The sequence below is a fragment of the Dehalococcoidia bacterium genome (assembly GCA_035310145.1).
In the GTDB taxonomy this organism is placed as follows: Bacteria; Chloroflexota; Dehalococcoidia; order CAUJGQ01; family CAUJGQ01; genus CALFMN01.
Map to the genome: position 1 here is coordinate 75,364 of DATGEL010000108.1, position 21,788 is coordinate 97,151.

Below are 21,788 nucleotides of genomic sequence, written 5' to 3' on the forward strand. Positions count from 1 at the left end.
GCCTGATGCACCGTCCGGCGTCAGGTCCAGCCGCGGCGCCGCATGTAGACGAACTGCGCCGCGCTCAGGCCCAGCAGCACGCCGACCAACACCCAGAACAGCGAGTCCGTCCACGGCGGCGAACGCCGCAGGTTCATGCCGAGCAGGCCGCTGACCGCGGTGATCGGCAGAAACAACGCCGTCAGCACGGTCAGCCGCTTCATCACGTCGTTCATGAGGTTCGAGACCGTCGAGAGGTAGGCGTCCAGCGCGCCGGCGAGCAGGTCGCGGTAGCCGTCGGCCACCTCGAAGATGCGGATCACGTGATCGTGTACATCGCGGAAGTAGACGGCCGTCTCCGGCCGCACGATGCCCGTGTCCGGGCTGGTGAGCCGCGAGAAGATCTCCAGTTGCGGGCTGATCACCTTGCGCAGGAGCACGGCGTCACGCTTCATATCAAAGATGCGCGACATCTCCGCGTTGGTCGGCTTCGTGACGATCTGGTCCTGCAGTCCGTCGAGGGCATCGTCGAGCTGATCCATCACCGGAAAGTAACTGTCGACCAGCAGGTCGGTCAGCGTGTAGAGCAGGTAGTCCGGCCCGGCGCCGAGCATCTGCTCCGTGCGCTGCTGCGCTTCGCGGCTCTGGGTGATCTGCGCGAGCGGCTGCGCGTGCACGCTGGCGATGTAGTTGCGGCCGATGACAAAATCGAGCTCGGGCGTGGCGAGGCGTCCACCGGCAGCGTCGTAGCTGAGGGCATGCATCACCAGATAGGAGTAGCCGGGAAAGCTCTCCAGCTTCGCGCGCTGGCCCTGCCGCACCAGGTCTTCGACGGTCAGGTGCACCCAGCCGAAGATGGTGCCGGCCAGCCCGATCTCATCGGGCGTGGGTGCTTCAAGGTCGAGCCAGACGAGCGCATGCTCGTCGTCGGCCATCGCGTGCAGGCTGTCGATCGGGAGATCGATATAAACGCGGCCGTCGCTGCCGCGGGCGCGCACATGGATCATGGTGGTTGCCTCCGCAGCGTTGGGGCGGCACCGGCCCACCGACCGGCCCTCGCCCGAGTGTGTCCGATCGCCTCTGTTTCCGCCAGCCGTGGCGGCGCCGGCTTGCGTTGCCGCTTGACGCCGCGCCTCCGCGCCCATTGACTTGAATCACTTGAAGCGGGAAGCGCGGTACCGGGAGGCGTGGCGTGGCGGCACGCTTTGATGCAATCGTGCTGGGGCTGGGCGGCATGGGCAGCGCCGCGGCCTACCACCTTGCCCGGCGGGGCCGGCGCGTGCTCGGTCTGGAACAGTTCACCCCTGCCCACGACCGCGGCTCCTCGCACGGGCGCTCGCGCATCATCCGCCAGTCCTATATCGAAGGGCCGCAGTACGTGCCGCTGCTGTTGCGCGCCTACGAGCTGTGGCGCGAGCTGGAGCTGCAGACCGGGCACGAGCTGCTGCGCATCACCGGCGGGCTGATGATCGGCAGGCCGGAGAGCGCCACCGTCGCCGGCTCGCTGGCCAGCGCCCGCGAGCATGGCCTGCGGCACGAGATCCTCGACGCGGCAGAGCTGCGCCGCCGCTACCCGATCACGCCGGACGACGCCGAGGTCGCGCTCGTCGACCCGGCCGCCGGCGCCTTGTTTCCCGAAGACTGCATCCGCGCCCACCTGCAATGCGCCGCCACCCTCGGCGCCGATCTGCGCTTCCAGACGCCGGTGAGCGGCTGGCGCATCGCCGGCGACGGCGTTGAAGTCGAGGCGGCAGGCGAGCGGTTTCAGGCCGATCGGCTGGTGGTCACGGCGGGCGCCTGGGCAGGACGGCTGCTCGCGGATCTCGGCCTGGCGCTGGCGCCCGAGCGCAACGTGCTCTGCTGGTTCCGGCCCGACGCAGGCGCCGAGCGCTTCCGCTCCGAGCGGCTGCCGGTCTTCATCTGGGAGAAGCCCGTGCACGCCTTCTACGGCCTGCCGGACCTGCACGGCGAAGGCGTGAAGGCCGGCTTCCACCACAGCGGCATCAGCGTGGACCCGGACGCGCTCGAGCGCGGCGTGGGCGGCACGGAGATCGCGGCGATCCGCGCCTGCCTGCGCGCCTCGTTCAGGGGGCTGGACGGGCAGCCGACTGAGACGGCCGTTTGCATGTACACCAACACGCCGGATGAGCACTTCGCCGTGGGCCTGCATCCGGCGTACCCACGGGTGGCGATCGCCGCGGGCTTCTCCGGCCACGGCTTCAAGTTCGCGAGCGTCATGGGCGAAGTCCTGGCCGAGCTCGCGATCGATGGCCGCACGCGGCACCCGATCGAACTGTTTACCCTCGATCGCTTCGCTGCGCCGGCGGAGGCGTAGCCCGCGACGAACTCCTGACCGATCTGGCGGGTTGTGGCGCGGGCGCCCGCCGGAGTACGATGCGCGCACCGCTGGCCCGCTGCTGCTGCATAGCCGCGCGCAGCGTGGACGATAGCAGGCGCTATACTGGGGCTGGCGGGATCGCGGGGCACCGGCGCGCTGGATCACGGCGGTGCCGGCTGGATCCGCCCATCACGCTGCATCGCCGGCGCGGCCGGCCGCCTGATCGGGGACCGGGCCTGGCCTGGACGCCGTCGGAGACCAAAGAGACGAGGACACTGTGGCACCATCGATGGAGAAACCCCGTACCGTGGGCGAGCTACGGGCATCCGGCTACCGGGTGCTCAGCGTCCGCGAGGAGATGCGCAAGAACCTGATCGAGAAGATCCGCCGAGACGAGCTGATCTTTCCCGGCATCGTCGGCTTCGAGGAGTCGGTGATCCCGGCGATTCAGAACGCGCTTTTGGCCGGGCAAGACATCATCTTCCTCGGCGAGCGCGGCCAGGCCAAGTCGCGCCTGATCCGCTCGCTCGTCAACCTGCTTGACGAGGAAGTCCCTGTGCTCGCCGGCTGTGAGATCCCCGAGAACCCGTTTGATCCGATCACCAGGAGCGGCCGCGACATCATCGCCGAGCAGGGCGACGCGGCGCCGATCCAGTGGCTCGGGCGCGACGATCGCTACGGTGAGAAGCTCGCCACGCCGGACATCACGATCGCCGACCTGATCGGCGAGGTGGACCCGATCAAGGTTGCGGAGGGCCGGTACCTCTCGGACGAGATGACGATCCACTACGGCCTGGTGCCGCGCACCAACCGCGGCATCTTCTGCATCAACGAGCTGCCAGACCTGGCCGAGCGCATCCAGGTGGGCCTGCTCAACATCATGGAAGAGCGCGACGTGCAGATCCGCGGCTACCGCATCCGCCTGCCGCTCGATGTCGTCGTCGTCGCCAGCGCCAACCCCGAGGACTACACCAACCGCGGCCGCATCATCACGCCGCTGAAGGACCGCTACGGCGCGCAGATCCGCACCCACTACCCGCGCAACGTCGATCACGAGATCGACATCATGGAGCGGGAGATGTGGCAGTTCCCGGCGGAGGACTACAAGGTCACCGTCCCGCAGTACATGAAGGAGATCGTGGCCGAGATCACGCGGTTGGCGCGGCGCAGCCCCGATGTGAACCAGCGCTCCGGCGTCTCCGTGCGCGCCTCGATCGCGGACTACGAGAGCCTGCTCGCCAACGCGCTGCGGCGCTCGATTCGCCTGAGCGAGGACGAAGTCGTGCCGCGCATCTCCGATCTGCCCTACATCGTGCCGGCGATCAGCGGCAAGATCGAGCTGGAGACGGTGGAGGACGGGCGCGAGGACCAGATCATCGACAAGCTGATCCAGGGCGGCGCCGCGGCGGTGTTCAACCGCAATTTCAACATCGGCGAGCTGGAAGACGTGGTCGCCAAATTCAAGAGCGGCCTCTCGCTCGACGTCTCCGACCAGATGCCGTCCAGGGATTACGTCAAGGTGGCGAAGAGCATCGAGGGGCTGGACCGCGCCGTGAACAAGCTCGGCGCCGGCGGCAACCCGGCGCTCACCGCCTCGGCGGTCGAGTTCATCCTGGAAGGGTTGCACCTGAACAAGCGGCTGAACAAGGACAAAGTCGGCGGGCGCGCCCAGTACCGCGGCTGAGCCCGGCGGCGTTCGGCAACGGCGCAGACAGGCAGGGCGGCTGCAGCCGCCCAACGGTTCGCGGCAGGAACCGCGGGCAGGACGGACGGACACGATGGTTCTCTACCGCTATACCGAGTGGGACGGCACGCAGGAGATCCCCGAGCTTAACGCCGACGACGTGCTCGAGTCGCTTACCGACGACCTGATGAACTTCGGCGACCTGCAACACGCGCTGCGCCAGATGATGCAGCGCGGCATGCGCGGCCCCGGCATGCAGCGCATGCAGGGCTTGCGCGATCTGCTGCAACAGTTGCGGCAGCAACGCCGCCAGCAGCTCGACCGCTTCAACCTCAGCTCTGTCTTCGACGACTTGAAGCGCAAGCTGAACGAGATCGTGGAGCGCGAGCGCGAGACGATCGACCGCCGCCTGGACGAGGTCAACGGCCGGGACGAGGGCGGCCAGCCGCAAGCCCGTGGCGGCCAGGACGGCCAGCCGCAGGAAGGCCAGCAGGCCGGCGAATCCGGCGAGCAGGGCGAAGCGGGCGAAGACGGCATGCAGGCCGCCGGCCAGCAGGGGATGCAGGGCGGGCAGCAGCAACGCGGGCAGCGCGGCCAGCAGCAGGGACGGCAGGCCGGCGCACAGGGCGGGCAACAAGGCGCGCGGGCGCAGCAGGGCGAGAGCGGCGAAGGCGGGCAGCAGGGCAGCCAGCAAGGCCAGCAGGGCGGCGGTCAGGACGAGTTCGGCCAGATGCTGCGCAACATCGCCGGCCGCAAGAAGAACTTCCTCGAAAACCTGCCGGGCGACCTGGGCGGCGCCGTCAAGGAGCTGCAGAACTACGAGTTCATGGACCCGGAGGCGCAGGCGCAGTTCCAGGAGCTGATGGAATCCCTGAAGAAGGCGATGATGGATACCTTCTTCAAGGATATGTACAACCAGATCCAGAACATGTCGCCGGAAGATCTGGCGCGCATGAAGCAGATGGTGCGCGACCTCAACCAGATGCTCCAGGACAAGATGGGCGGCGGCGAGCCGAACTTCGACCAGTTCATGCAGCAGTACGGCGACCTGTTCGGCGACAACCCGCCGCAGAGCCTCGACGAGCTGTTGCAGGGCATGCAGCAGCAGATCGCGCAGATGCAGAACCTCTTGAGCAGCATGCCCGGCGAGATGCGCCGCCAGCTTGAAGACCTGCTCAACGACAAGATCGGCGATCCGGAGCTGCAGGCCGAGTTAGACGAGCTGCGCGCCAACCTCGAGTTCATGGGCAACATGCGCGACCTGCAGAACCAGTACGCCTTCCGCGGCGACGAAGAGCTGGACCTCTCCGAGGCGATGCGCCTGATGGAGCGCATGCAGGGCATGGACCAGCTCGAGCGCCAGCTCGAGAAGACGCAGTACGGCGGCGACATCGACGAGATCGACGAGGAGAAGCTGCGCGAGCTGCTGGGCGACGAGGCGGCCGAAACGCTGAAGCAGCTCAAGCAGTTCCTCGAAATCCTCGAAGAGGCGGGCTACATCCGCCGCAAGGGCAACACCTGGGAGCTGACGCCGCGCGGCACGCGCAAGATCGGCCAGAAGGCGCTGACCGAGATCTACGCGCAGCTCAAGAAGGACAGCTTCGGCAAGCACGCGGTGAAGGAGCGCGGCCAGGGCGGCGAGCGCAACGAGGACACCAAGCTCTACGAGTTCGGCGACCCGTTCCACCTGCATTTGCAGCGCACGATCACCAACTCGTTCTACCGCGACGGCCCCAGTGTGCCGGTGAAGCTGCACCCGGACGACTTCGAGGTCTACCGCTCGGAGTTGCTGACGCAGACGGCGACGGTGATGATGCTCGACCTGTCGTGGTCGATGGCGCTGCGCGGCAGCTTCCAGGCAGCGAAGAAGGTGGCGCTGGCGCTGAACAACCTGATTCGCAGCCAGTTCACGCGCGACAGCCTCTACATTATCGGCTTCTCCGCCTACGCGCGGGAGTTGCAGGCGGAACAGCTGCCCTACGTGCGCTGGGACGAGTCGGTGCTGGGTACGAACATGCACCACGCGCTGATGCTGGCGCAGAGCCTGCTGGCCAAGCACAAGGCGGGGACCCGGCAGATCATCATGATCTCGGACGGCGAGCCGACGGCGCACCTGGAGCGCGGCCGCTCCTACTTCGCCTATCCGCCCAGCCCGGTCACGATCCGGGAGACGCTCAAAGAAGTGAAGCGGTGCACGCAGAAGGACATCGTGATCAATACCTTCATGCTGGACCGTAACTACTACCTCAAGGAGTTCGTCAACCAGGTCGCGCGGATCAACAAGGGGCGCGTCTTCTACACGACGCCCGACAAGCTGGGTCAGTACATCCTCGTCGACTACGTGGCGTCGAAGCGCAAGACGATCAACGGCAAATAACGACTGAGCGTCCCGGCGTGTCCGCGCGACGCCGGCTGCTCCGCGCGGCGCTGGCGGTGCTCGCGCTGCTGGCGCTGGGGACGGCCGGCTTCGCGCTGGTGGAGCGTATCGATCCGTTTGATGCGCTCTATCAGTCCGTGGTGACGATCGCCACCGCGGGCATCGAGCGGCCGCAGGTCACGACGGTCGCCGGCAAGTTGCTGACGATCGTGCTGCTGGTGATCGGCGCGGGCGTACTCGTCTACACCGCGGGCACGGTGGCGCAGTTGGCGCTCGAAGGCGAGTTCGCCGCCTATTTCGGAGGGCAGCGCATGCGCGGCCGCGTCGAGGCGCTGCGCGACCACTTCATCATCTGCGGCTTCGGCCGCGTCGGTGAGGAGGTGGCGACCGAGCTTGCGGCGCGCGGCATGCCCTTTGTCGTGGTCGATACCACGCCGGAGCGCGTCACGCTCGCGGAGCGCCGCGGCTACCTCGTCTCTCCTGGCGACGCGACGCGGGACGAGACGCTTATTGGCGCGGGCGTGCAGCGGGCGCGCTGCCTGATCGCGGCCTCGGACACGGACGCCAACAACACCTACATCGTGCTGAGCGCGAAATCGCTCAACCCGGCGCTCTTCATCGTCGCCCGCGCCGGCCAGGCGGAGAACGAGCGCAAGCTGCGCCAGGCCGGCGCCAACCGCGTCGTCTCGCCCTATCTAATCGCCGGCCGCCAGATGGCCCTCTGGGCAATCCAGCCCTTGTTCGTCGACGCGTTGCAAGCCTCATCGGCCGGCGAGAGCGAGCCGATTCTCGCGCAACTGCTCTACGACGCCGCCGAGCAGCCGACGACCGTCGCGCGGCTGCTGGCCGCCTGTCCCACGACAACCGTGCTGGCTTTGCGACGTGCGGGCGAGCTGATCGTGGCGCCGCAGCGCACGCACGACCTGGCCGGCGGCGACGAGCTGATCGTGCTCGGCCCGGAGGCCGAACTGGCGCAGATCCACGCCGGCGGCGTGGCGGTGCCGGCGCGCCTGCCGCCGCGGGGGCCGAATTGAGCTGACGCCGCTCCGCTTCGGTTCCCTTGCCGGTCAGTCGTCGAGCACCGCCAGTTCGAGCTGGCTCAGGCGCTCCGGGTCGGCGATCACGTCGATCGCGGCGATCTTGCCGCCCGCGAGCGTGAGACCGAGGACGAGCATCAGCCGCCCGCGCGGGGCCACGACCACGCCCACGGCGCCGTTGACGAGCGCTGGCCGCGCCAGCAGCGCACGCCCCGAGAACTGCGCGGCCACGGCCGCCGCCCCGCGGGCCTCCCGCGGTGAGCCCGCCGGCACGGCTTCGTCGGCCTGGAACACCACGTCCGGGTCGAGCAGCTCGAGCAGCGACTCGAAGTTGCCGGCGCGCGAGGCGGCGAGGAAGGCGTCGACCACTTCGCGCTGGCGAGCGAGATCGGCAGCGCGAGCCGGCGCCGCGCCGTGCACCCGGCGGCGGGCGCGGCTGGCAAGCTGCCGTGCCGCAACCGGTGAACGCCCCACGATGGGCGCAATCTCTTCGAAGGGCACGGCGAACAGGTCGTGCAGCACGAAGGCCAGCCGCTCGGCCGGACTCAGGGTGTCGAGCACCACGAGCATGGCGAGCCCAACCGAGTCGGCCAGCAGCGCCTCGTATTCGGGGTCGGCGCCGGCGGCGGCGCTCGCGGGCGGCTCGCCAGTCCGCACGTCCAGCGACTCTTCGCGCCGCGACTTGCGCGAGCGCAGCATGTCCAGGCATACGCGCGCCACCACCGTCGTCAGCCAGCCGCCCAGGTTATCGATACCGTCCGCACCGGCGCGGCTCAGCCGCAGCCACGACTCCTGCACGGCATCGTCCGCCTCGCTCAGCGAGCCGAGCATGCGGTAGGCCACGCCCTGCAGGTGGCCGCGCTGCTCCTCGAAGCGGTCTGCCAGCCATTCGCGCTCGTTCATCGGTCACAATCCTCCGCCTCGCTCCGTCAACACCATGACGGGCCAAAGCCGGCCGCTGTGACAAGGGGGCTGAATACGGTTGGCGGTCCAGCGTCCTGCGTCAGCAACTTCATCCGAAACGTCTGAAACTCTCTGAAGGAGCGCAACCGTGGAACCGCGAATGAACAATATCGCGACGATCATGCCCGACGTGGTGCCGGGTCTGCAGGCCCTGGCGGCGGCCGCCGAGAAGGGCGGCGTACCGGCCTCTACCATCGGCCTGATCGAGCTGCGCGCCAGCCAGATCAACGGCTGCAGCGTGTGCGTCGACATGCACCCCCGCTTTCTGAAGCAGGCCGGCGAAAGCGACGAGCGGCTCTTCGCCGTGGCGGCCTGGCGGCACACGCCCTACTTCAGCGACGCCGAACGCGCCGCGCTGGCGCTCACCGAGGCCGTCACCCGGCTCAGCGACCGTGAGGATCCCGTGCCGGATGCCGTCTGGGAGGAGGCCGCCCGCCATTATGACGAGCCGGCGCTCGCGGAGCTGCTGGTTCACATCGCGCTGATCAACGTCTGGAATCGCTTCAACGTCGCCACGCGGCAGCCCGCCGGCTGCTGGGCGCCTTGAGCGGCAGCCGGGCGGCGCCGACACCGCGTGCCGCAACGAGGACGGCGCCGCCCTTGTCAGCCTCGGACATCACCGCGATTCTCGGCCGGCGGCTTGCTCGATCAGCGAGCACGTGGCGAAACTGACGAGACCGACCAGCACGCCGCCGATCGTCGGTCGCACCCTCCGGCCGGCATGGGCGCCGCGTGTACCTGGCGCCCTGCCGGCCGTCAAGGCTAATGGCCCCGCATGAGTGCCAGGCTGCTCACCGTGATCCGCAATCCGAGCGCCCGCCGCCGGCTGCGGCTGTCTCGCCTTGCGGCGGCGCTGGAAAAGCTTGAACGGCGCGGCTGGCGCGTCGAATGTCGCACCACGGCCCATATCGGGCACGCGACCGCACTGGCCGCACTGGCCGCGCAGCGCGGCAGCGAGGCGGTGCTCGTCTGCGGCGGGGACGGCACGATCAACGAAGCGGTGAACGGCCTCGCCGGCAGCGAAACGGCGCTGGCCGTGCTGCCCGCGGGCACCATCAATCTCTGGGCGCGCGAAGTGGGGCTGAGCGCCGATCCGGCCGCGGCCGTACGCCTCATGCTGAGCGGCGAGCGGCGGCGCGTAGACCTTGGCCGCGTCGGCGATCGCTACTTCCTCATGCTGGCCAGCGTCGGCGTCGATGCAGTCGCGGTGCGGGCCGTGATGGCGGAGCGCAAACGGCGCTGGGGGCGCTACGCCTATCTCGCCGCGGGCGTTTCCGACCTGTTGCGCCACGGCGGCAGGCCGCTGGCGATCGAGGCAGGCGAGGTTCACTTCCGTGGGCGAGCATTGGCGGCGATCGTCGGCAACACGCGGCTCTACGCCGGCCTGCTGCACGCCGCCCACCGCGCCCGCATCGACGATGGCCTGCTCGATCTCCGCGTCTATGCGGGCGCCGGCGTGCGGCAACTGCTGCCGCAGGTGGTGCGCACGCTGGCCGGGCGGCCGCCGCGGGCGGACGAGGTCTACGTGCAGGCGGCGCGCGTCCGGATCGCGGCGGCGCGGCCGCTGCCGGTGCAGGCGGACGGCGAACCCATTGGCACGACGCCGATGACCTTCTCGGCCGTGCCGCGTGCCCTGACGGTGATCGTGCCCCCCGGCCTGGACTCGCCGCTGTTCACGCCGACGCCGACGCGGCCGGCAGCGGCCGAGCGGCGCTGAGTGGCGGCGCCGGCGGCAACTCAGCCGGCGACGTGTCGTCGTGCGCCAGGCGGCGGGCCAGCCGCCAGAGCACGGTGAGGATGCCCAGGGCGATAATCGCCAACCCAACTTCCAGCCCGATCTCGACGGCGTGGTCGGAGAGGCGCTTGAAGCCGGGCAGCACGCGCGCCACGGTCAGCAGGTTCATCGCGTTCCAGGAGCCGTGCAGGACGACGGCCAGCAGGTAGAAGCCGGCAAACCGCAGCCGGCGGCCGCGGAAGCAGTAGAACCAGCCGATGCCGACGATGCTGCTGGTCAGTGCGTGCAGCGAGCTGGCCGCGCCGCGCAGCAGCACACCGTCCCACCAGCGGTACGCCGACTGATGAAAGGCGCCGGCGCCGTAGGCGTTGGCCTCGACCATGCCGAAGCCGACGCCCGAGGCCAGCCCCCAGAGGAACGCCTGGTAGCGCGTGGGGTTGTGCCGCTTCAGCAGGCGCACGCCGAAGCCCTTGCAAAACTCCTCGTCCAGCGGCGCCAGCACCGAGATGCCGATCAACAGCAGGACGAAGGCGGTGCGATCGTTGAGCGCCGTGACCGACCTGCGGTTGAACTCGCCGAGGAAAGGCAGAAACTCGGCCACGAGCAGCGTGGTGTTGACAATGCCGGCGACGGTGGCGGCAAGCGCGGCGCCGTAGGCGACCATCAGCGTGATCTCGCGCCAGGACGAATGCGCCTGCAAGCCGCCGCGGCGCCCGGCCCGAGAGACCAGCGCCAGGATACTGATGCCGGGCAGCAGCACGGCGAGCACGTGCAGCAGGGGCAGCAGCCAGATCGCCGCGTTGCCCAGCAGCAGCACGGCGCCGGCGCCGATCGCGGTCACGGCGATGAGCCCAGGCTTCCAGAATGCGGGCGGCCGGTAGCCACGCGAGGGGACGCCTGTGAGCGCGCCTGCGCCGTGCCAGAAGAGGACCGCGCCCGCCGCGATGTAGATGGCGGCCGAGCCGGCGTACGTCAGGACGAGAAAGAGATGATCGTGCCCGTCGCCGTGCAGCCCTACGCCTCGCGACAGCTCGGCGAAGGCCAGCACGGCGGCTTCGACCGCCTGCGCCACAAGCAGTGTGCCCCACCAGATCGCGGCGGCGCGCAGCACGTGCGTCACGGTGGCCGAGGCACCGGGCTGCTTGATCCAGGCGAGCCAATTCGCCAGGAACAGCAACGCCAGCCCCAGGCAGAGCACGCCGCCGACGATCAGAGCAGTGCTCGCCCGAGCCGGATCGTCCATCTCTCCGTAGCGCTGCACGGCGACGGCGCCAGAGAGCATCGCCAGGGCCGCGAGCGCGAAGACCGGCGCGAGCGCGATGCCGGTGATGCCCGTGAACTTGGGCATCGCCAGCAGGCCGAGGCCGCAGCCGGCGACGTAGAGGACGACGCCGACGCTGCCCAGAACGACCTCGGCAAGCGGATCGGCGGAGGCTTTGGCCTGAGCCCAGGCCGCGAAGCCGCCGAAGCTCAGGACCAGCCCGAGCCACCAGCACAGCAGCGCGGCGGAGAAGAGGATCCACCGCGTCCAGGTCGGCATCGGCACACGGATCACGCGCTCTGCTCCTCGCGGCGCAAGACGCCGGCGCAGACTTCGTAAACGGCGGCACCGCGGCGGAACTTGGCGCCGAAGCGCTCCGGCTCGGCCGTGGTGACGAACACCTGCTCCGCGCCGCCCAGCGCGTCCAGCACCGCCGAGCGCCGCGTCTCGTCCAGCTCCGAGAAGATGTCGTCCAGCAGCAGCAGCGGCGGATCGCGGCCGGCGCTGGTGAGGAAGACGGTTTCCGCCAGGCGCAGAGCCAGCGCCGCCGTGCGCTGCTGCGCCCGCGAGCCGAAGGCGGAGACCAGCACGCCGTCGAGGCTGAACTGCAGGTCGTCGCGGTGCGGACCGATCAGCGTTTGGCCGAGGGCGATCTCGCGGCGCTGCTGCCGGTGCAGGCCGCCGCGCAGACCGGCTTCGATCTCACCAAGCGGCGGCGAAGGCCCGTCCGGCAGCGGCGTCTGCGGCGCGTAGGCGATCGTCAGCCGCTCACGGCCGCCGCTGAGCGCGGCGTGCGCCTCGCGCGCGGCGATCTCCAGCGCCGCCATCGTTTGCCGGCGCGTGCGCACAATCTGCGCCCCCTCGCGCACCAGTTGCTCGTCCCAGTAGGCCAGCTCGTCGCTGCGCGCCTGGCCCTCGCCGATGCGGCGCAGCAGCGAGTTGCGTTGCAGCAGCACGCGCTGGTAGCGCTGCAGGGCGCGGACGTAGAGCGGATCGGTCTGTGATATCGTGATGTCGAGGTAGCGCCGCCGCAGTGCAGGCGGTCCCGTGATCAGGTCGATGTCGGCGGCGGTGAAGAGCACGGCGGCGATCTGGCCGATTACGTCCGAGGCGCGGCGCGGCACGCCGTTGAGTTTCAGCCGCTTGCTGGCGTGGCCGGCGCCCCGCCGTTCCGGCACGCTCCCGTTCTCCTGGCGCGGCGCCACGGCGATCTCCACCGCGACGGGGCCCTGCTTGCGCTCCGCCTCGCCCACCACGCGCGCCACGCCGAAGCCCTCGGCCGCAGCCTGCCAGCGGATCAGATCGGCCTCGCTGCCGCGGGCGGGACGCGTCGTCGCCAGCAGGTAGATCGCCTCCAGCAGGTTCGACTTGCCCTGGGCGTTCTGTCCGTGGATCAACGTGACGCCGGCGCCCGGAGTGAAGTCCAGGCGCTCGTAGTTGCGGAAGTTGCTGAGCCTCAGGCGCGCGAGGTACATACGCCCGTCCGCGCCGCCTTCAGGCGCCGTGTTCCTGTGCCGTCAGCAGCGAGAGACGCAGGGCGCCATCCGGCTGCCAGGCTGCCTCGATCCGGACCGCCTCGGCGCCGCAGAGCGCCGGCTCCAGCGCCGTGAGGGCGATCGGCTCGCGCGGCGTCACGACAAAGGTGGCCGTCTGGCGCCGGTAGTCGGCGAGCGTCGCCTGGCCGAGCACGGGATCGCGGGTGAGGCGACGCTCCAACGCCGTGAGCCGGCCGATCGAGCGCACCGGGCCGACCACCAGCCGCGTGCTGACCGCGGAGAGCCGAATCTCGGCGGAGGCGGCTGGGACTGCTGCCGCGGCTTCCTGAACCGGGGGAGCTCCGGCCTCGGACGCGGCAGGCGCCGGGCGTTCGGCCGGCCCGGCCGTCTCCTCCTCGCAGGCGCCCCCGGCGGCGATGGCCGCCTCCGGGCGAGCGCGCCAACCGAAATCCCGCCCGATCAGCCGGCCCGCAAACGGCAGGGGCGCCGAGGCGCTGTTGGACTCGAGCGCCTGCGCGGCGGGTTGCCGATCGCCGGCCTGTGGGGCAGCAGCCGGCGCCGGCGGCGATGCCTCACCCGCGCCCGCCGGCAATGCGGGCGACGGCTCGGACCAAACGCTTTCACGCGCAGAGATCGACGGGATGGCTGGGGGCAACAGGGGCCGCGGGCCAGCGGCGCCAGGAAGCCGCGCGGCCGTGAGCGATTCGCTGAGCCGGCGCACGTCTGCGCCGAGGTCGAGCAGCAGTCCGCGTAGCTCCGCAACCTCCTGGGTGAGTCGCAGCCGCTCCGCGCGCAGCTCCCGGATCAACCCTCGCAGCTCGGCGGACTCGTCGGGGATGGAAGGCGTAAGCTCGGCCCGTGCCGCAGGCGGAGGCGCGTCGCTCTCGATCAGGGCCGACATATGCTGCCGTGCATCGCGCAGGGCGGCGCGGGCGCGTTCCAGCGGATCGACGACCGCACTATCCGCGGGTCGCGCCTCCTCGGTCGATTGATCGCGCGCGTCCACCTCACCGGCCGCATCGCGCGGCGCCGGCGTCACGGGCGGGATGCCCGCTGAGCCTCCGGGCGCGATCACGCGGGCGGCGCGGCGCAGGGCCGCGGCCAGCCCCGTCCGCCAGGCGGGCGTCTGCGCTGAGCGACGTGCACCGGACACGGCGCCTCCCGGGAGGCGCCCTGCCACGCCCCTCCGCTTTCGTGCCGATTATACCCCGGCGCGGCGCGTCGTCCGCCGGCCGCACGGGACGGGCGCCGTCGGTCGGATCACGGTGCTTGCGGAATCATCGGCAGCGCGAGGAGGGCGCCGGACGCGGCGGCGATGCCTCGTGAACGCCCCTGCAAGCCGGCCTGTGCCGCCGCGTGCCTACCGCTCACGGCACTTGACAGACTACGCGGGTAAGCAGATTGTTACGTGTCACGAGCAATGGGGTGCGATCACGGCCGATCGTGCCCCGCGGTGCGACGTACGCTCGAAGACGGAGGAGATCGATGTCTGACGCGTCTGAGGAACTCAGGGTCGGCACGAAGGTCTACACGGAGAGCGGGAAGCATCTGGGCAAGGTCAAGGAGATTAGCGGGCGCTACTTCAAGGTCGATGTTACCTTCTGGCGCGACTACTGGCTGCCGGTGGCTTCGGTGCGCTCCGCAAGCCCGAACGACGTGGTGGTCGCGGACGACGCCGAGCATCTTGATGACCAGCAGGTCGCCGCCGCGGCTCAGTCGGACACGTCCCAGTCTCGGCCGGGGCTGGCGGAGGTCGGCGGGCATGGCATCGGCGGCGCCGTGGCTTCGGCAGGGACCGCCGGTGCAGCAGGCGCAGGCGAGCTGGAGTCCAATATCCGTTCGATGCCCGGCGCGGGCGATATTGCCGCCAGGGCCCCCGGCGTGGGCGACCTCGCAGCGAAGGCGCCGGGCGCGGCTGAGATCGGCGAGAAGCTGCCGGGCGCGAGCGAAGTGACGAGCAGGCTGCCCTCCATGCCGTCGCTCGGCAGCGAGACGGCGAAGCTGGGGGAAGAAACTCCAGGTGAGGTCACATCCCGGCTGTCCGAGACGGGAAACGTCACGCCGCTGCATCCCTCGACCTCAAGCGCCGGCGGCGTAGCGGAACATGCCGCGCCGCCTGCGGCGCCCACGCCGGCGGTATCCTCCGCGGCGTCCGGCGCGGCGCCGACTGCCAGTACACCGTCCGCACCTGCGGCCTCGGCCGCGCCAGGCGGAATGGCCACACCGAGCAGCACGCCCGCATCCGCTTCCAGCGCCGCAGGCGCACCGTCAACGCCGAGCGCGCAGGCCGCGTCAGGGGCGCCGGCAATGCCCGCCGGCCCGACGGCATCCAGTGCGCCAGGCGCCCCGTCGGCTCTGGGCGGTCTGGGAGCGACAAGTACGCCAGCCACGCCGGCTGCGCCAAGCACGCCGAGCATGCCAAGCACGCCGAGCATGCCATCGGCATCGAGTACGCCGAGTATGGCAAACGCGCCGGCCGCGTCGAGTGTGCCCTCCGGCTCGTCGATGCCGAGCGCGCCGGCGTCGCCCGGCGGCATCGCTTCGCAGGGCGCCACGGCAGCGGGGTCCTTGGCCCCGTCGGGGACGCCGTCTGGTCTGGGCGCCGCGTCGCCCGGTGCGCCGTCGGCAGCCGGTATGCCATCGGCGTCGGGGGCGCCGGCCACACCGAGCGGGTTGGCTTCGCAAGGCACGCCGTCTGGAGCAAGCGCACCGGCGGCTCCTGCCTCGCCATCGGCGCCGGGCACGCCAGGTACGTATGGTGCAGCGAGTTCGGCAGCGGCGCCGAGCAGCGCTGCAGCCGGCATGCAGCACCCGGCCGGAGCATCTCCGTCCGGCACGCCGGCCACGCCGGCAGCCCCGGGCGCGTCGAGCACGCCCGCGGCAGCGAGCGCTCCCTCGGCGCCGGTCGCACAGCCGGCAGGCGCGGCTGCACCATCATCGTCCGGCAGTGCTGCGGCCGGCGCGAGCCCATCCACGAGTCCACCGATCGGAAGCGCGCCGAGCGCCGGTCCCTCGGCCGGCGCCGCGGCAACCGCACCGTCCGGTGCCGGTGCTGCTGCCGGACACACTCAAGCGGCGACGGATGGCGCCGATCGGGCGCCGCGCCAGGTGGTCGACAAGGCGTTTGAGCAGACGCCGTTCCACGAGCTCGTCAACGCGCCGGTGGACGCGCTGCAGGGTGTCTCCGCCGGCGATGCCGAACTGCTGCAAAAGGCGTTCAACATCAAGACGATCGGCGATCTCGGCCGGAATAAGTACTTCCGTGCCGCGCTGGCGATCGTCCAGCTCGCCGAGCACCGTTAGGCTGCCGATGCCACGAGCGAGCGCCGTGCCCGCCGCCCCACGTCGGGTGGGGCGGCGGGCACGGCGCTCGTTTCACTTTCGCCAACGCGGTTCGCACCCCATCTCCGACCGCCGGAGCTGCGCCGCCGCGAGCAGGGGGCGCGTTCTCAAACGCGGTGTCGGAGCCGGCTCATGGTTCCGTGCCCGAGCGTCAGAAAGCGCCCGGTCGCGGTCCTTGCAACGATCGTCGCCACGCGGGCAGCACCGCCCTACTCCGCCGCGGGCAGCCCGGCCAGCCGGCGCGCTTCACGCAGCAGGCCGGGGAGATCCGCGATCTCCCCGTCGAGGGCGATGCGTTCGCCGGTTGCCGCCGTGACGTGCCAGCGCACGTTGCCCTGCGTCTCGCGCCGCGTCACGCCGCGCACCTCCGTCCAGGCGAGGCGCTTGAGCGTGCGGCCGTCGTGCAGGGCGACGATCTCGTCCCCGGTCAGCACCACCGCCGTCGGCGTCTGTCGCCAGGAGACGAGCACGACCGGCGCCATGCAGGCCGTGACCACGAACAGGAAGCCCGCGAAGGCCAGCACGTCTCCCCGCCGCAGCGCCAGGCCGACGAGCCCGACGACGACCGCGGCCAGCAAGGGCAGCGCGAAGCTGGCGTTGTTGTACCAGTGCGTGGTGTTGCGGTGCACCGCGATGACGCCCGGCAGCGCGGCGATCGCGGCCGTGTCGCCGCCAGCAAGAGGCGCCGCGCCGCTAGACCGCGACGGCTGCGACGACATCATGGAAGCGGCGTACGGCATCGATGTGCTGCTGCGGCGTGCTGAAGCCCGCGCCCATCGTGTTGAAGGAGAGGTGCGTAGCGCCGATCTCGCGCCAGGCACGGGCGGCCTCGCTCCAGCGCTCCTGCGGCACCTGCGACGTGCTTAGGCGCCCCTCGATGCCGACGGCGCTGATCGGACGGCCGGCCTCGCGCAGGTAGCCGTGCAGGCGATCGAGGATTGCCCGCGCCTCATCGCCGGGCTGGAACTGCGGAAACCAGCCGTCGGCCAGGCGGGCGATGCGCTTCAGCACCGGCTCGCTCATGCCGCCCATCCAGATCGGGATCGGCTGCTGCACCGGCAGCGGGTTGATGCCGGCGGCGCGCACGCGGTCCCAGCGCCCGTCGAAGTCCACCACCGGCTTCGTCCACAGGGCGCGGAGCAGCCCAATCTGCTCCGCCATGCGCCGGCCGCGCGTGTGGAAGTCCTGGCCGAGCGCCTCGAACTCCACGGCGTTCCAGCCCACGCCCACGCCGAGGCGCAGCCGGCCGCCGCTGAGCACATCCACCGCGGCGGCCTGCTTGGCGATCAGCGCCGTCTGCCGCTGCGGCGCGATCAGGATACCCGTCACCAGCTCGAGCCGGCGCGTCTGCCCGGCCAGGTAGCCGAAGAGCACGAACGGTTCGTGGAAGGCGCTTTGAAACGTGTAGGGGCCGCGCCAGGGACTGTACTGCGCCGGATCGGCGCCGACCACGTGGTCGAAGACCAGCAGGTGATTGTAGCCGGCGCCCTCCGCCGCCTGCGCGTAATCACGGATCGCCGCGGGATCGTTGCCGATTTCGGTCTGCGGGAAGACGACGCCGAGCTTCATCGCTGCCTCCGAACCACGCCGGCTGGATGCGGCATCCGGCGCGGGCCGCCTTCAGTCTAGCCGCGCATCGTCCAGAGCGACAGCCCGCCGAGAGGCTGGCCGTCGGCGGTCACGCGCTTGACAGCCAGTTCGGCGCCCGGCCTACAATCGAACTTGTGGGGCTGCGCGGGTGTGATGTAATGGTAGCCTGCGACCTTCCCAAGGTTGATGCGCGAGTTCGATTCTCGCCACCCGCTCCACCGCGATGCAGAACCGCACCTCCGGCGCCGGTGGGCGCCGGTTCTTTGTTTCGCCCGCTCCCTGCGGCCGGCCGATGAACCGATGAGATGAGCACGATCACCAGCATCGAACGCGAGCGGCGCGGCGGACGCGTCGCGGTCATCGTCGACGAAGCGGCCGGCGAACCCTGGGTCCGGGTGCACCGCGAGGCCGTCTATGCGCTCGGCCTGCGCGTCGGGCAGGAAGCAAGCGACGACCTCCGCGACCGCCTGGAGCAGGAAGACGCGCGCCACCGCGCCTACGAAGCGTCGCTTCATCTCCTCAGCTACCGTCCGCGCTCCGAGCAGGAGCTGCGCGATCGGCTGCGGCGCAAAGGGCTGCCCGCCGAGGCGATCGCGGCGACGGTTGAGCGCCTGCGCGGCGCCGGCCTGCTGAACGACGAGCAGTTTGCCCGCCAGTGGGTGGCCGAACGCGGCAGCGGCGCCCACGCCCGCGGCCGCTCGCTGCTGGCCGCCGAGCTGCGGGCGCGCGGCGTGCGCGACGCCGGCGCCGCCGCGGCGCTGAGCGAAGTCGACGACGAGGCGCAGGTCCGCGCCGTCGCCCGTGCCCACGCCGCGAAGCTGCGCGTGGCGACGTACGAGGAGTTCTACCGGCGGCTGGGCAGCTTCTTGCAGCGGCGCGGCTTCGGCTACGGCGTGGTCGGGCCGATCGTGCGCGAGCTGTGGCGTGAACGCGGCGGCGAGTCGGCCGAGGACGACGAGTAATACCGCTTACGTACTTTCTGTTACCGATCCTCCGTTGACACTGGCTTAACCACGTTCGTACACTGGTCTGACAGGCAGGCCGCGGCGCGGTGCTGTCTGTCCATCCCTGCGAAAGCGAGGCGCATATGCTGGTACTGGTGATCGTACTGGCGATTGCGGTCCTCCTTCTCGCCGCCGGTGCGATGTATCTCTACGCCCGCAAGCCCGGTCCGGCCACCGAGCCGCTCCGGCAGCCGCAGGCGGAGCAACCGGACGGGCAGGCCGCCCAGGCCAATGCGGCGCGCATCGTCGGCGAGGCGGAGACCCGCCAGAAAGAGATCCTGCTCGAAGCGAAGGAAGAGGCGATCCGCCTGCGCACCCAGGCCGAGCTGGAGCTGCGCGAGCGCACCGGCGAGCTGCAGCGGCAGGAACGCCGCCTCGTGCAGAAGGAGGAGAACCTCGACCGCAAGGCTGAAGCCTACGAACGGCGCGAACGGCAGCTTACGCAGCGCGAGCAGGAGGCTGAGGCCGCCCGCGCCCAGCTCGAAGAGCTGCGCCAGCAGCGGCTGCACGAGATCGAGCGCGTGGGCCAGCTCTCCAGCGCCGAGGCCCGCGAGCTGCTGATGAGCGAAGTCGAGCGCGAGGTGCGCGAGGACGCGATCCGGCGCATGCAGCAGATCGAGGCCGAGTACAAGGAGCAGGCCGGCCGCCGCGCCCGCGAAATCGTCGCCACCGCCATCCAGCGCATTACCTCGGACGTGACGGCCGAGACCACGGTCTCGGTCGTTCCCATCCCCAGCGACGACATGAAGGGCCGCATCATCGGGCGCGAGGGGCGCAACATCCGCGCCCTGGAGCAGGCGACCGGCTGCGACCTGATCATCGACGACACGCCAGACGCGGTCACGCTCTCCGGCTTCGACCCCGTGCGCCGCGAGATCGCGCGCATTGCCCTCTCGCACCTCGTGCAGGACGGACGCATTCACCCCACGCGCATCGAAGAAGTGGTGGAGAAGGCGCGCGGCGAGGTGGAGGCGTCGCTGCGCGGCGACGGCGAGACGGCGGCGGTGGAGGCGGGCGTGCCGAACCTGCATCCCGAGCTGATGCGCCTGCTGGGCAAGCTCAAGTACCGCATGAGCCTCGGTCAGAACGTGCTCAAGCACTCGCAGGAAACCGCGCAGATCGGCGCCCTGCTGGCGGCGGAGCTGAAGGCCGACGTTTCGATCGTGCGCCGCGCCGGCCTGCTGCACGACATCGGCAAGGCGGCCGACCACGAGGTTGAAGGCAGCCACGCGCAGATCGGCGCCGAGCTGGCGAAGCGCTTCGGCATGCCGCCGGCCGTGGTGCACTGCATCGAGGCGCACAAGGACGAGGTCGAGCCACGCAGCGTCGAGGCCACGCTCGTGCAGATCGCCGATGCGATCGCCGGGCAGCGGCCGGGGGCGCGGCGCGAGTCACTCGAGTATTACGTCAAGCGGCTCGAAGACCTGGAAGTCGTCGCCAACGGCTTCGAGGGCGTGCGCGAGTCGTTCGCGATTCAAGCGGGGCGCGAGGTGCGGGTGATCGTGAAGCCCGAGCAGATCGACGAGCTGGCGACGATGCGCCTGGCGCGCGACCTCAGCCGCAAGATCGAGGAGACGATGGAGTATCCCGGCCAGGTGAAGGTCACGGTCGTGCGCGAGACGCGCGCCGTCGAGTACGCGCGCTAGCCATGGCGAGCGGAGATTTTCATACCCACTCCACGCACTCAGACGGCAAGAAGACGACAGGCGAGCTCGCTGCCCTGGCGGCGCGCGCCGGCCTGCGGGCCATCGCCCTCACCGACCACGACTCGACGGCGGGGGTGCGCGACATGGCGGCCGCGCTCAAGTCGCACGGCATCCGCCTCGTGCCCGGCGTGGAGCTGAGCACCGACATTCCCGGCAGCGAAGTGCACGTGCTCGGCTACTTCATGGACATCGACGACCGGGCGTTCCAGGCGGAGCTGGCCCGCTTCCGCGAGGGCCGGCTGGGCCGCGGCCTGCGTATGATCGAGAAGCTGCGGGCGCTGGGTATGGACGTATCGTGGGAGCGGGTGCAGGAGATCGCCGGCGACGCCTCGGTGGGCAGGCCGCACGTCGCCCAGCACCTGGTGGAACGCGGCTACGTAGAGTCGATTCCCGAGGCGTTCGACCGCTTCATCGGCCGCAACGGCCCCGCCTACGCCGAGCGCGAGAAGCTGACGCCGACGGAGGCGGTGCAGATGATCCGCAAGGCCGGCGGCTTACCCGTCGTCGCACACCCGCACTACACGCCGAACGCGGAGGCGATCCTGGCGGAGCTCGCCGGGCAGGGGCTGGGCGGCATGGAGGTCTACTACAAGGATCTCGGCCCCGAGAAGGTGGCGGAGCTGCTGGCGATCGCCACGCGGCTGAGGCTGCTGCCCACCGGCGGCAGCGACTACCACGCGCTCAAGAACCCCGGTGAGCGCGAGCCGGGCGACATTCCCCTGCCCGACGAGGCCGTGGAGGCGCTGCTCGCCGCCGGCGAAGGCTGCGCTTGCCCCGTGGTCGTCGTATCGTGAGCGAGCCGCGAGACGCCGCGCCGATCACGCCGAATGTCTGGGACGCCGCCCGCATCATGGAGATCATCCCGCACCGCTTTCCCTTCCTGCTGGTTGATCGCATCGTCGAGATCGAGGCGGGGAAACGGGCGGTCGGGATCAAGAACGTCACGATCAACGAGTGGTTTTTCCAGGGCCACTTTCCCGGCCTGCCGGTGATGCCCGGCGTGCTGATCGTCGAGGCGCTGGCACAGGTCGGCGCCGTGGCGCTGCTCAGCCAGGAGCAGTACCGTGGCAAGATCGGCTTCTTCGCCGGCATCGACGGCGTGCGCTTCCGCCGCCGCGTCGTGCCCGGCGACACGCTGCGGCTGGCAGTGGAACTGACGCGGCAGCGAGGACCGATCGGCAAAGGCGCCGCGCGCGCTACCGTCGACGGCGCCCTCGCCTGCGAGGGCGAGCTAACCTTCGCGGTAGATGTGGACGGGACCAGGGGATAGCGTTCG

At 70.5% G+C, this 21,788-nt stretch carries 19 protein-coding genes and 1 tRNA gene; 12 read left to right on the forward strand and 8 right to left on the reverse strand.

Annotation, left to right across the window (positions count from 1 at the left end; all coding sequences use genetic code 11):
- Nucleotides 1–20: 20 nt before the first annotated feature.
- Entirely contained in the window at nt 21–986 is a 966-nt protein-coding gene (locus tag VKV26_20550) for a magnesium transporter CorA family protein (protein HLZ72301.1), read from the reverse strand.
- A 185-nt stretch (nt 987–1,171) separates the two neighbouring features.
- On the opposite strand from VKV26_20550, the gene solA reads away from it, so the two are divergent.
- The 4 genes from solA to VKV26_20570 all read left to right on the forward strand — a co-directional run bounded on the left by solA (nt 1,172) and on the right by VKV26_20570 (nt 7,412).
- Nucleotides 1,172–2,314, forward strand: a complete 1,143-nt coding sequence (gene solA / locus VKV26_20555) for an N-methyl-L-tryptophan oxidase (GenBank protein ID HLZ72302.1) — start codon at nt 1,172–1,174, stop codon at nt 2,312–2,314.
- Nucleotides 2,315–2,606: 292 nt separating this feature from the next.
- A complete protein-coding gene (locus VKV26_20560) occupies nt 2,607–4,001 on the forward strand; it encodes a magnesium chelatase (protein ID HLZ72303.1) in 1,395 nt (464 codons plus the stop codon).
- Nucleotides 4,002–4,095: 94 nt separating this feature from the next.
- Nucleotides 4,096–6,378 carry a VWA domain-containing protein gene (locus VKV26_20565; protein HLZ72304.1) on the forward strand — a complete coding sequence of 761 codons (2,283 nt, stop codon included), beginning with the start codon at nt 4,096–4,098 and terminating at the stop codon, nt 6,376–6,378.
- Between the two features lie 17 nt (nt 6,379–6,395).
- Nucleotides 6,396–7,412 (forward strand): potassium channel family protein, encoded by a 1,017-nt coding sequence (locus tag VKV26_20570; GenBank protein HLZ72305.1) that lies wholly within the window; start codon nt 6,396–6,398, stop codon nt 7,410–7,412.
- Nucleotides 7,413–7,445: 33 nt separating this feature from the next.
- On the opposite strand, the gene VKV26_20575 is transcribed toward VKV26_20570, so the two are convergent.
- Nucleotides 7,446–8,318, reverse strand: coding sequence for a sigma-70 family RNA polymerase sigma factor (locus VKV26_20575; protein HLZ72306.1), 873 nt, complete (start codon nt 8,316–8,318; stop codon nt 7,446–7,448).
- 148 nt (nt 8,319–8,466) lie between these two features.
- Here VKV26_20575 and VKV26_20580 point away from each other — a divergent pair, with 148 nt between their 5' ends.
- Both VKV26_20580 and VKV26_20585 read left to right on the forward strand, forming a co-directional pair.
- A complete protein-coding gene (locus VKV26_20580) occupies nt 8,467–8,925 on the forward strand; it encodes a carboxymuconolactone decarboxylase family protein (GenBank protein ID HLZ72307.1) in 459 nt (152 codons plus the stop codon).
- Nucleotides 8,926–9,153: 228 nt separating this feature from the next.
- Complete coding sequence (locus VKV26_20585) at nt 9,154–10,095, forward strand: diacylglycerol kinase family protein (GenBank protein ID HLZ72308.1); 942 nt, start codon at nt 9,154–9,156, stop codon at nt 10,093–10,095.
- Here the strand turns inward: VKV26_20585 and VKV26_20590 are convergent.
- The 4 genes from VKV26_20590 to VKV26_20605 form a co-directional block, all read right to left on the reverse strand.
- Nucleotides 10,052–11,668 (reverse strand): PrsW family glutamic-type intramembrane protease, encoded by a 1,617-nt coding sequence (locus VKV26_20590; GenBank protein HLZ72309.1) that lies wholly within the window; start codon nt 11,666–11,668, stop codon nt 10,052–10,054. The two genes, VKV26_20585 and VKV26_20590, sit on opposite strands and share 44 nt — an antisense overlap.
- Nucleotides 11,665–12,849, reverse strand: a complete 1,185-nt coding sequence (gene recF / locus VKV26_20595; GenBank protein ID HLZ72310.1) for a DNA replication/repair protein RecF — start codon at nt 12,847–12,849, stop codon at nt 11,665–11,667. The genes VKV26_20590 and recF overlap by 4 nt, the downstream gene beginning before the upstream one ends.
- Before the next feature lie 19 nt (nt 12,850–12,868).
- Nucleotides 12,869–14,023, reverse strand: coding sequence for a hypothetical protein (locus tag VKV26_20600; protein ID HLZ72311.1), 1,155 nt, complete (start codon nt 14,021–14,023; stop codon nt 12,869–12,871).
- 559 nt (nt 14,024–14,582) lie between these two features.
- Nucleotides 14,583–15,674 (reverse strand): hypothetical protein, encoded by a 1,092-nt coding sequence (locus VKV26_20605; protein ID HLZ72312.1) that lies wholly within the window; start codon nt 15,672–15,674, stop codon nt 14,583–14,585.
- Nucleotides 15,675–15,978: 304 nt separating this feature from the next.
- On the opposite strand from VKV26_20605, the gene VKV26_20610 reads away from it, so the two are divergent.
- Nucleotides 15,979–16,173, forward strand: a complete 195-nt coding sequence (locus VKV26_20610; GenBank protein ID HLZ72313.1) for a hypothetical protein — start codon at nt 15,979–15,981, stop codon at nt 16,171–16,173.
- 248 nt (nt 16,174–16,421) lie between these two features.
- Here the strand turns inward: VKV26_20610 and VKV26_20615 are convergent, their stop codons facing one another.
- Nucleotides 16,422–16,952, reverse strand: a complete 531-nt coding sequence (locus VKV26_20615) for a hypothetical protein (GenBank protein HLZ72314.1) — start codon at nt 16,950–16,952, stop codon at nt 16,422–16,424.
- The gene (locus tag VKV26_20620; GenBank protein HLZ72315.1) at nt 16,906–17,781 is read right to left on the reverse strand and encodes an LLM class F420-dependent oxidoreductase; all 876 of its coding nucleotides are present in this window, start codon (nt 17,779–17,781) and stop codon (nt 16,906–16,908) included. The genes VKV26_20615 and VKV26_20620 overlap by 47 nt, the downstream gene beginning before the upstream one ends.
- Nucleotides 17,782–17,946: 165 nt before the next feature.
- On the opposite strand from VKV26_20620, the gene VKV26_20625 reads away from it, so the two are divergent.
- The 5 genes from VKV26_20625 (at nt 17,947) to fabZ (ending at nt 21,782) form a co-directional block, all read left to right on the forward strand.
- A tRNA-Gly gene (locus VKV26_20625) sits at nt 17,947–18,020 on the forward strand.
- An 87-nt stretch (nt 18,021–18,107) separates the two neighbouring features.
- On the forward strand, nt 18,108–18,764 hold the full coding sequence (locus tag VKV26_20630; protein ID HLZ72316.1) for a RecX family transcriptional regulator: 657 nt from the start codon (nt 18,108–18,110) through the stop codon (nt 18,762–18,764).
- 125 nt (nt 18,765–18,889) lie between these two features.
- The gene (rny, locus tag VKV26_20635; protein ID HLZ72317.1) at nt 18,890–20,452 is read left to right on the forward strand and encodes a ribonuclease Y; all 1,563 of its coding nucleotides are present in this window, start codon (nt 18,890–18,892) and stop codon (nt 20,450–20,452) included.
- A 2-nt stretch (nt 20,453–20,454) separates the two neighbouring features.
- Nucleotides 20,455–21,306: a PHP domain-containing protein gene (locus VKV26_20640; GenBank protein ID HLZ72318.1), complete on the forward strand. Its 852-nt coding sequence runs from the start codon at nt 20,455–20,457 to the stop codon at nt 21,304–21,306.
- Nucleotides 21,307–21,362: 56 nt separating this feature from the next.
- Nucleotides 21,363–21,782 (forward strand): 3-hydroxyacyl-ACP dehydratase FabZ, encoded by a 420-nt coding sequence (gene fabZ / locus VKV26_20645; protein HLZ72319.1) that lies wholly within the window; start codon nt 21,363–21,365, stop codon nt 21,780–21,782.
- Nucleotides 21,783–21,788: the final 6 nt, after the last annotated feature.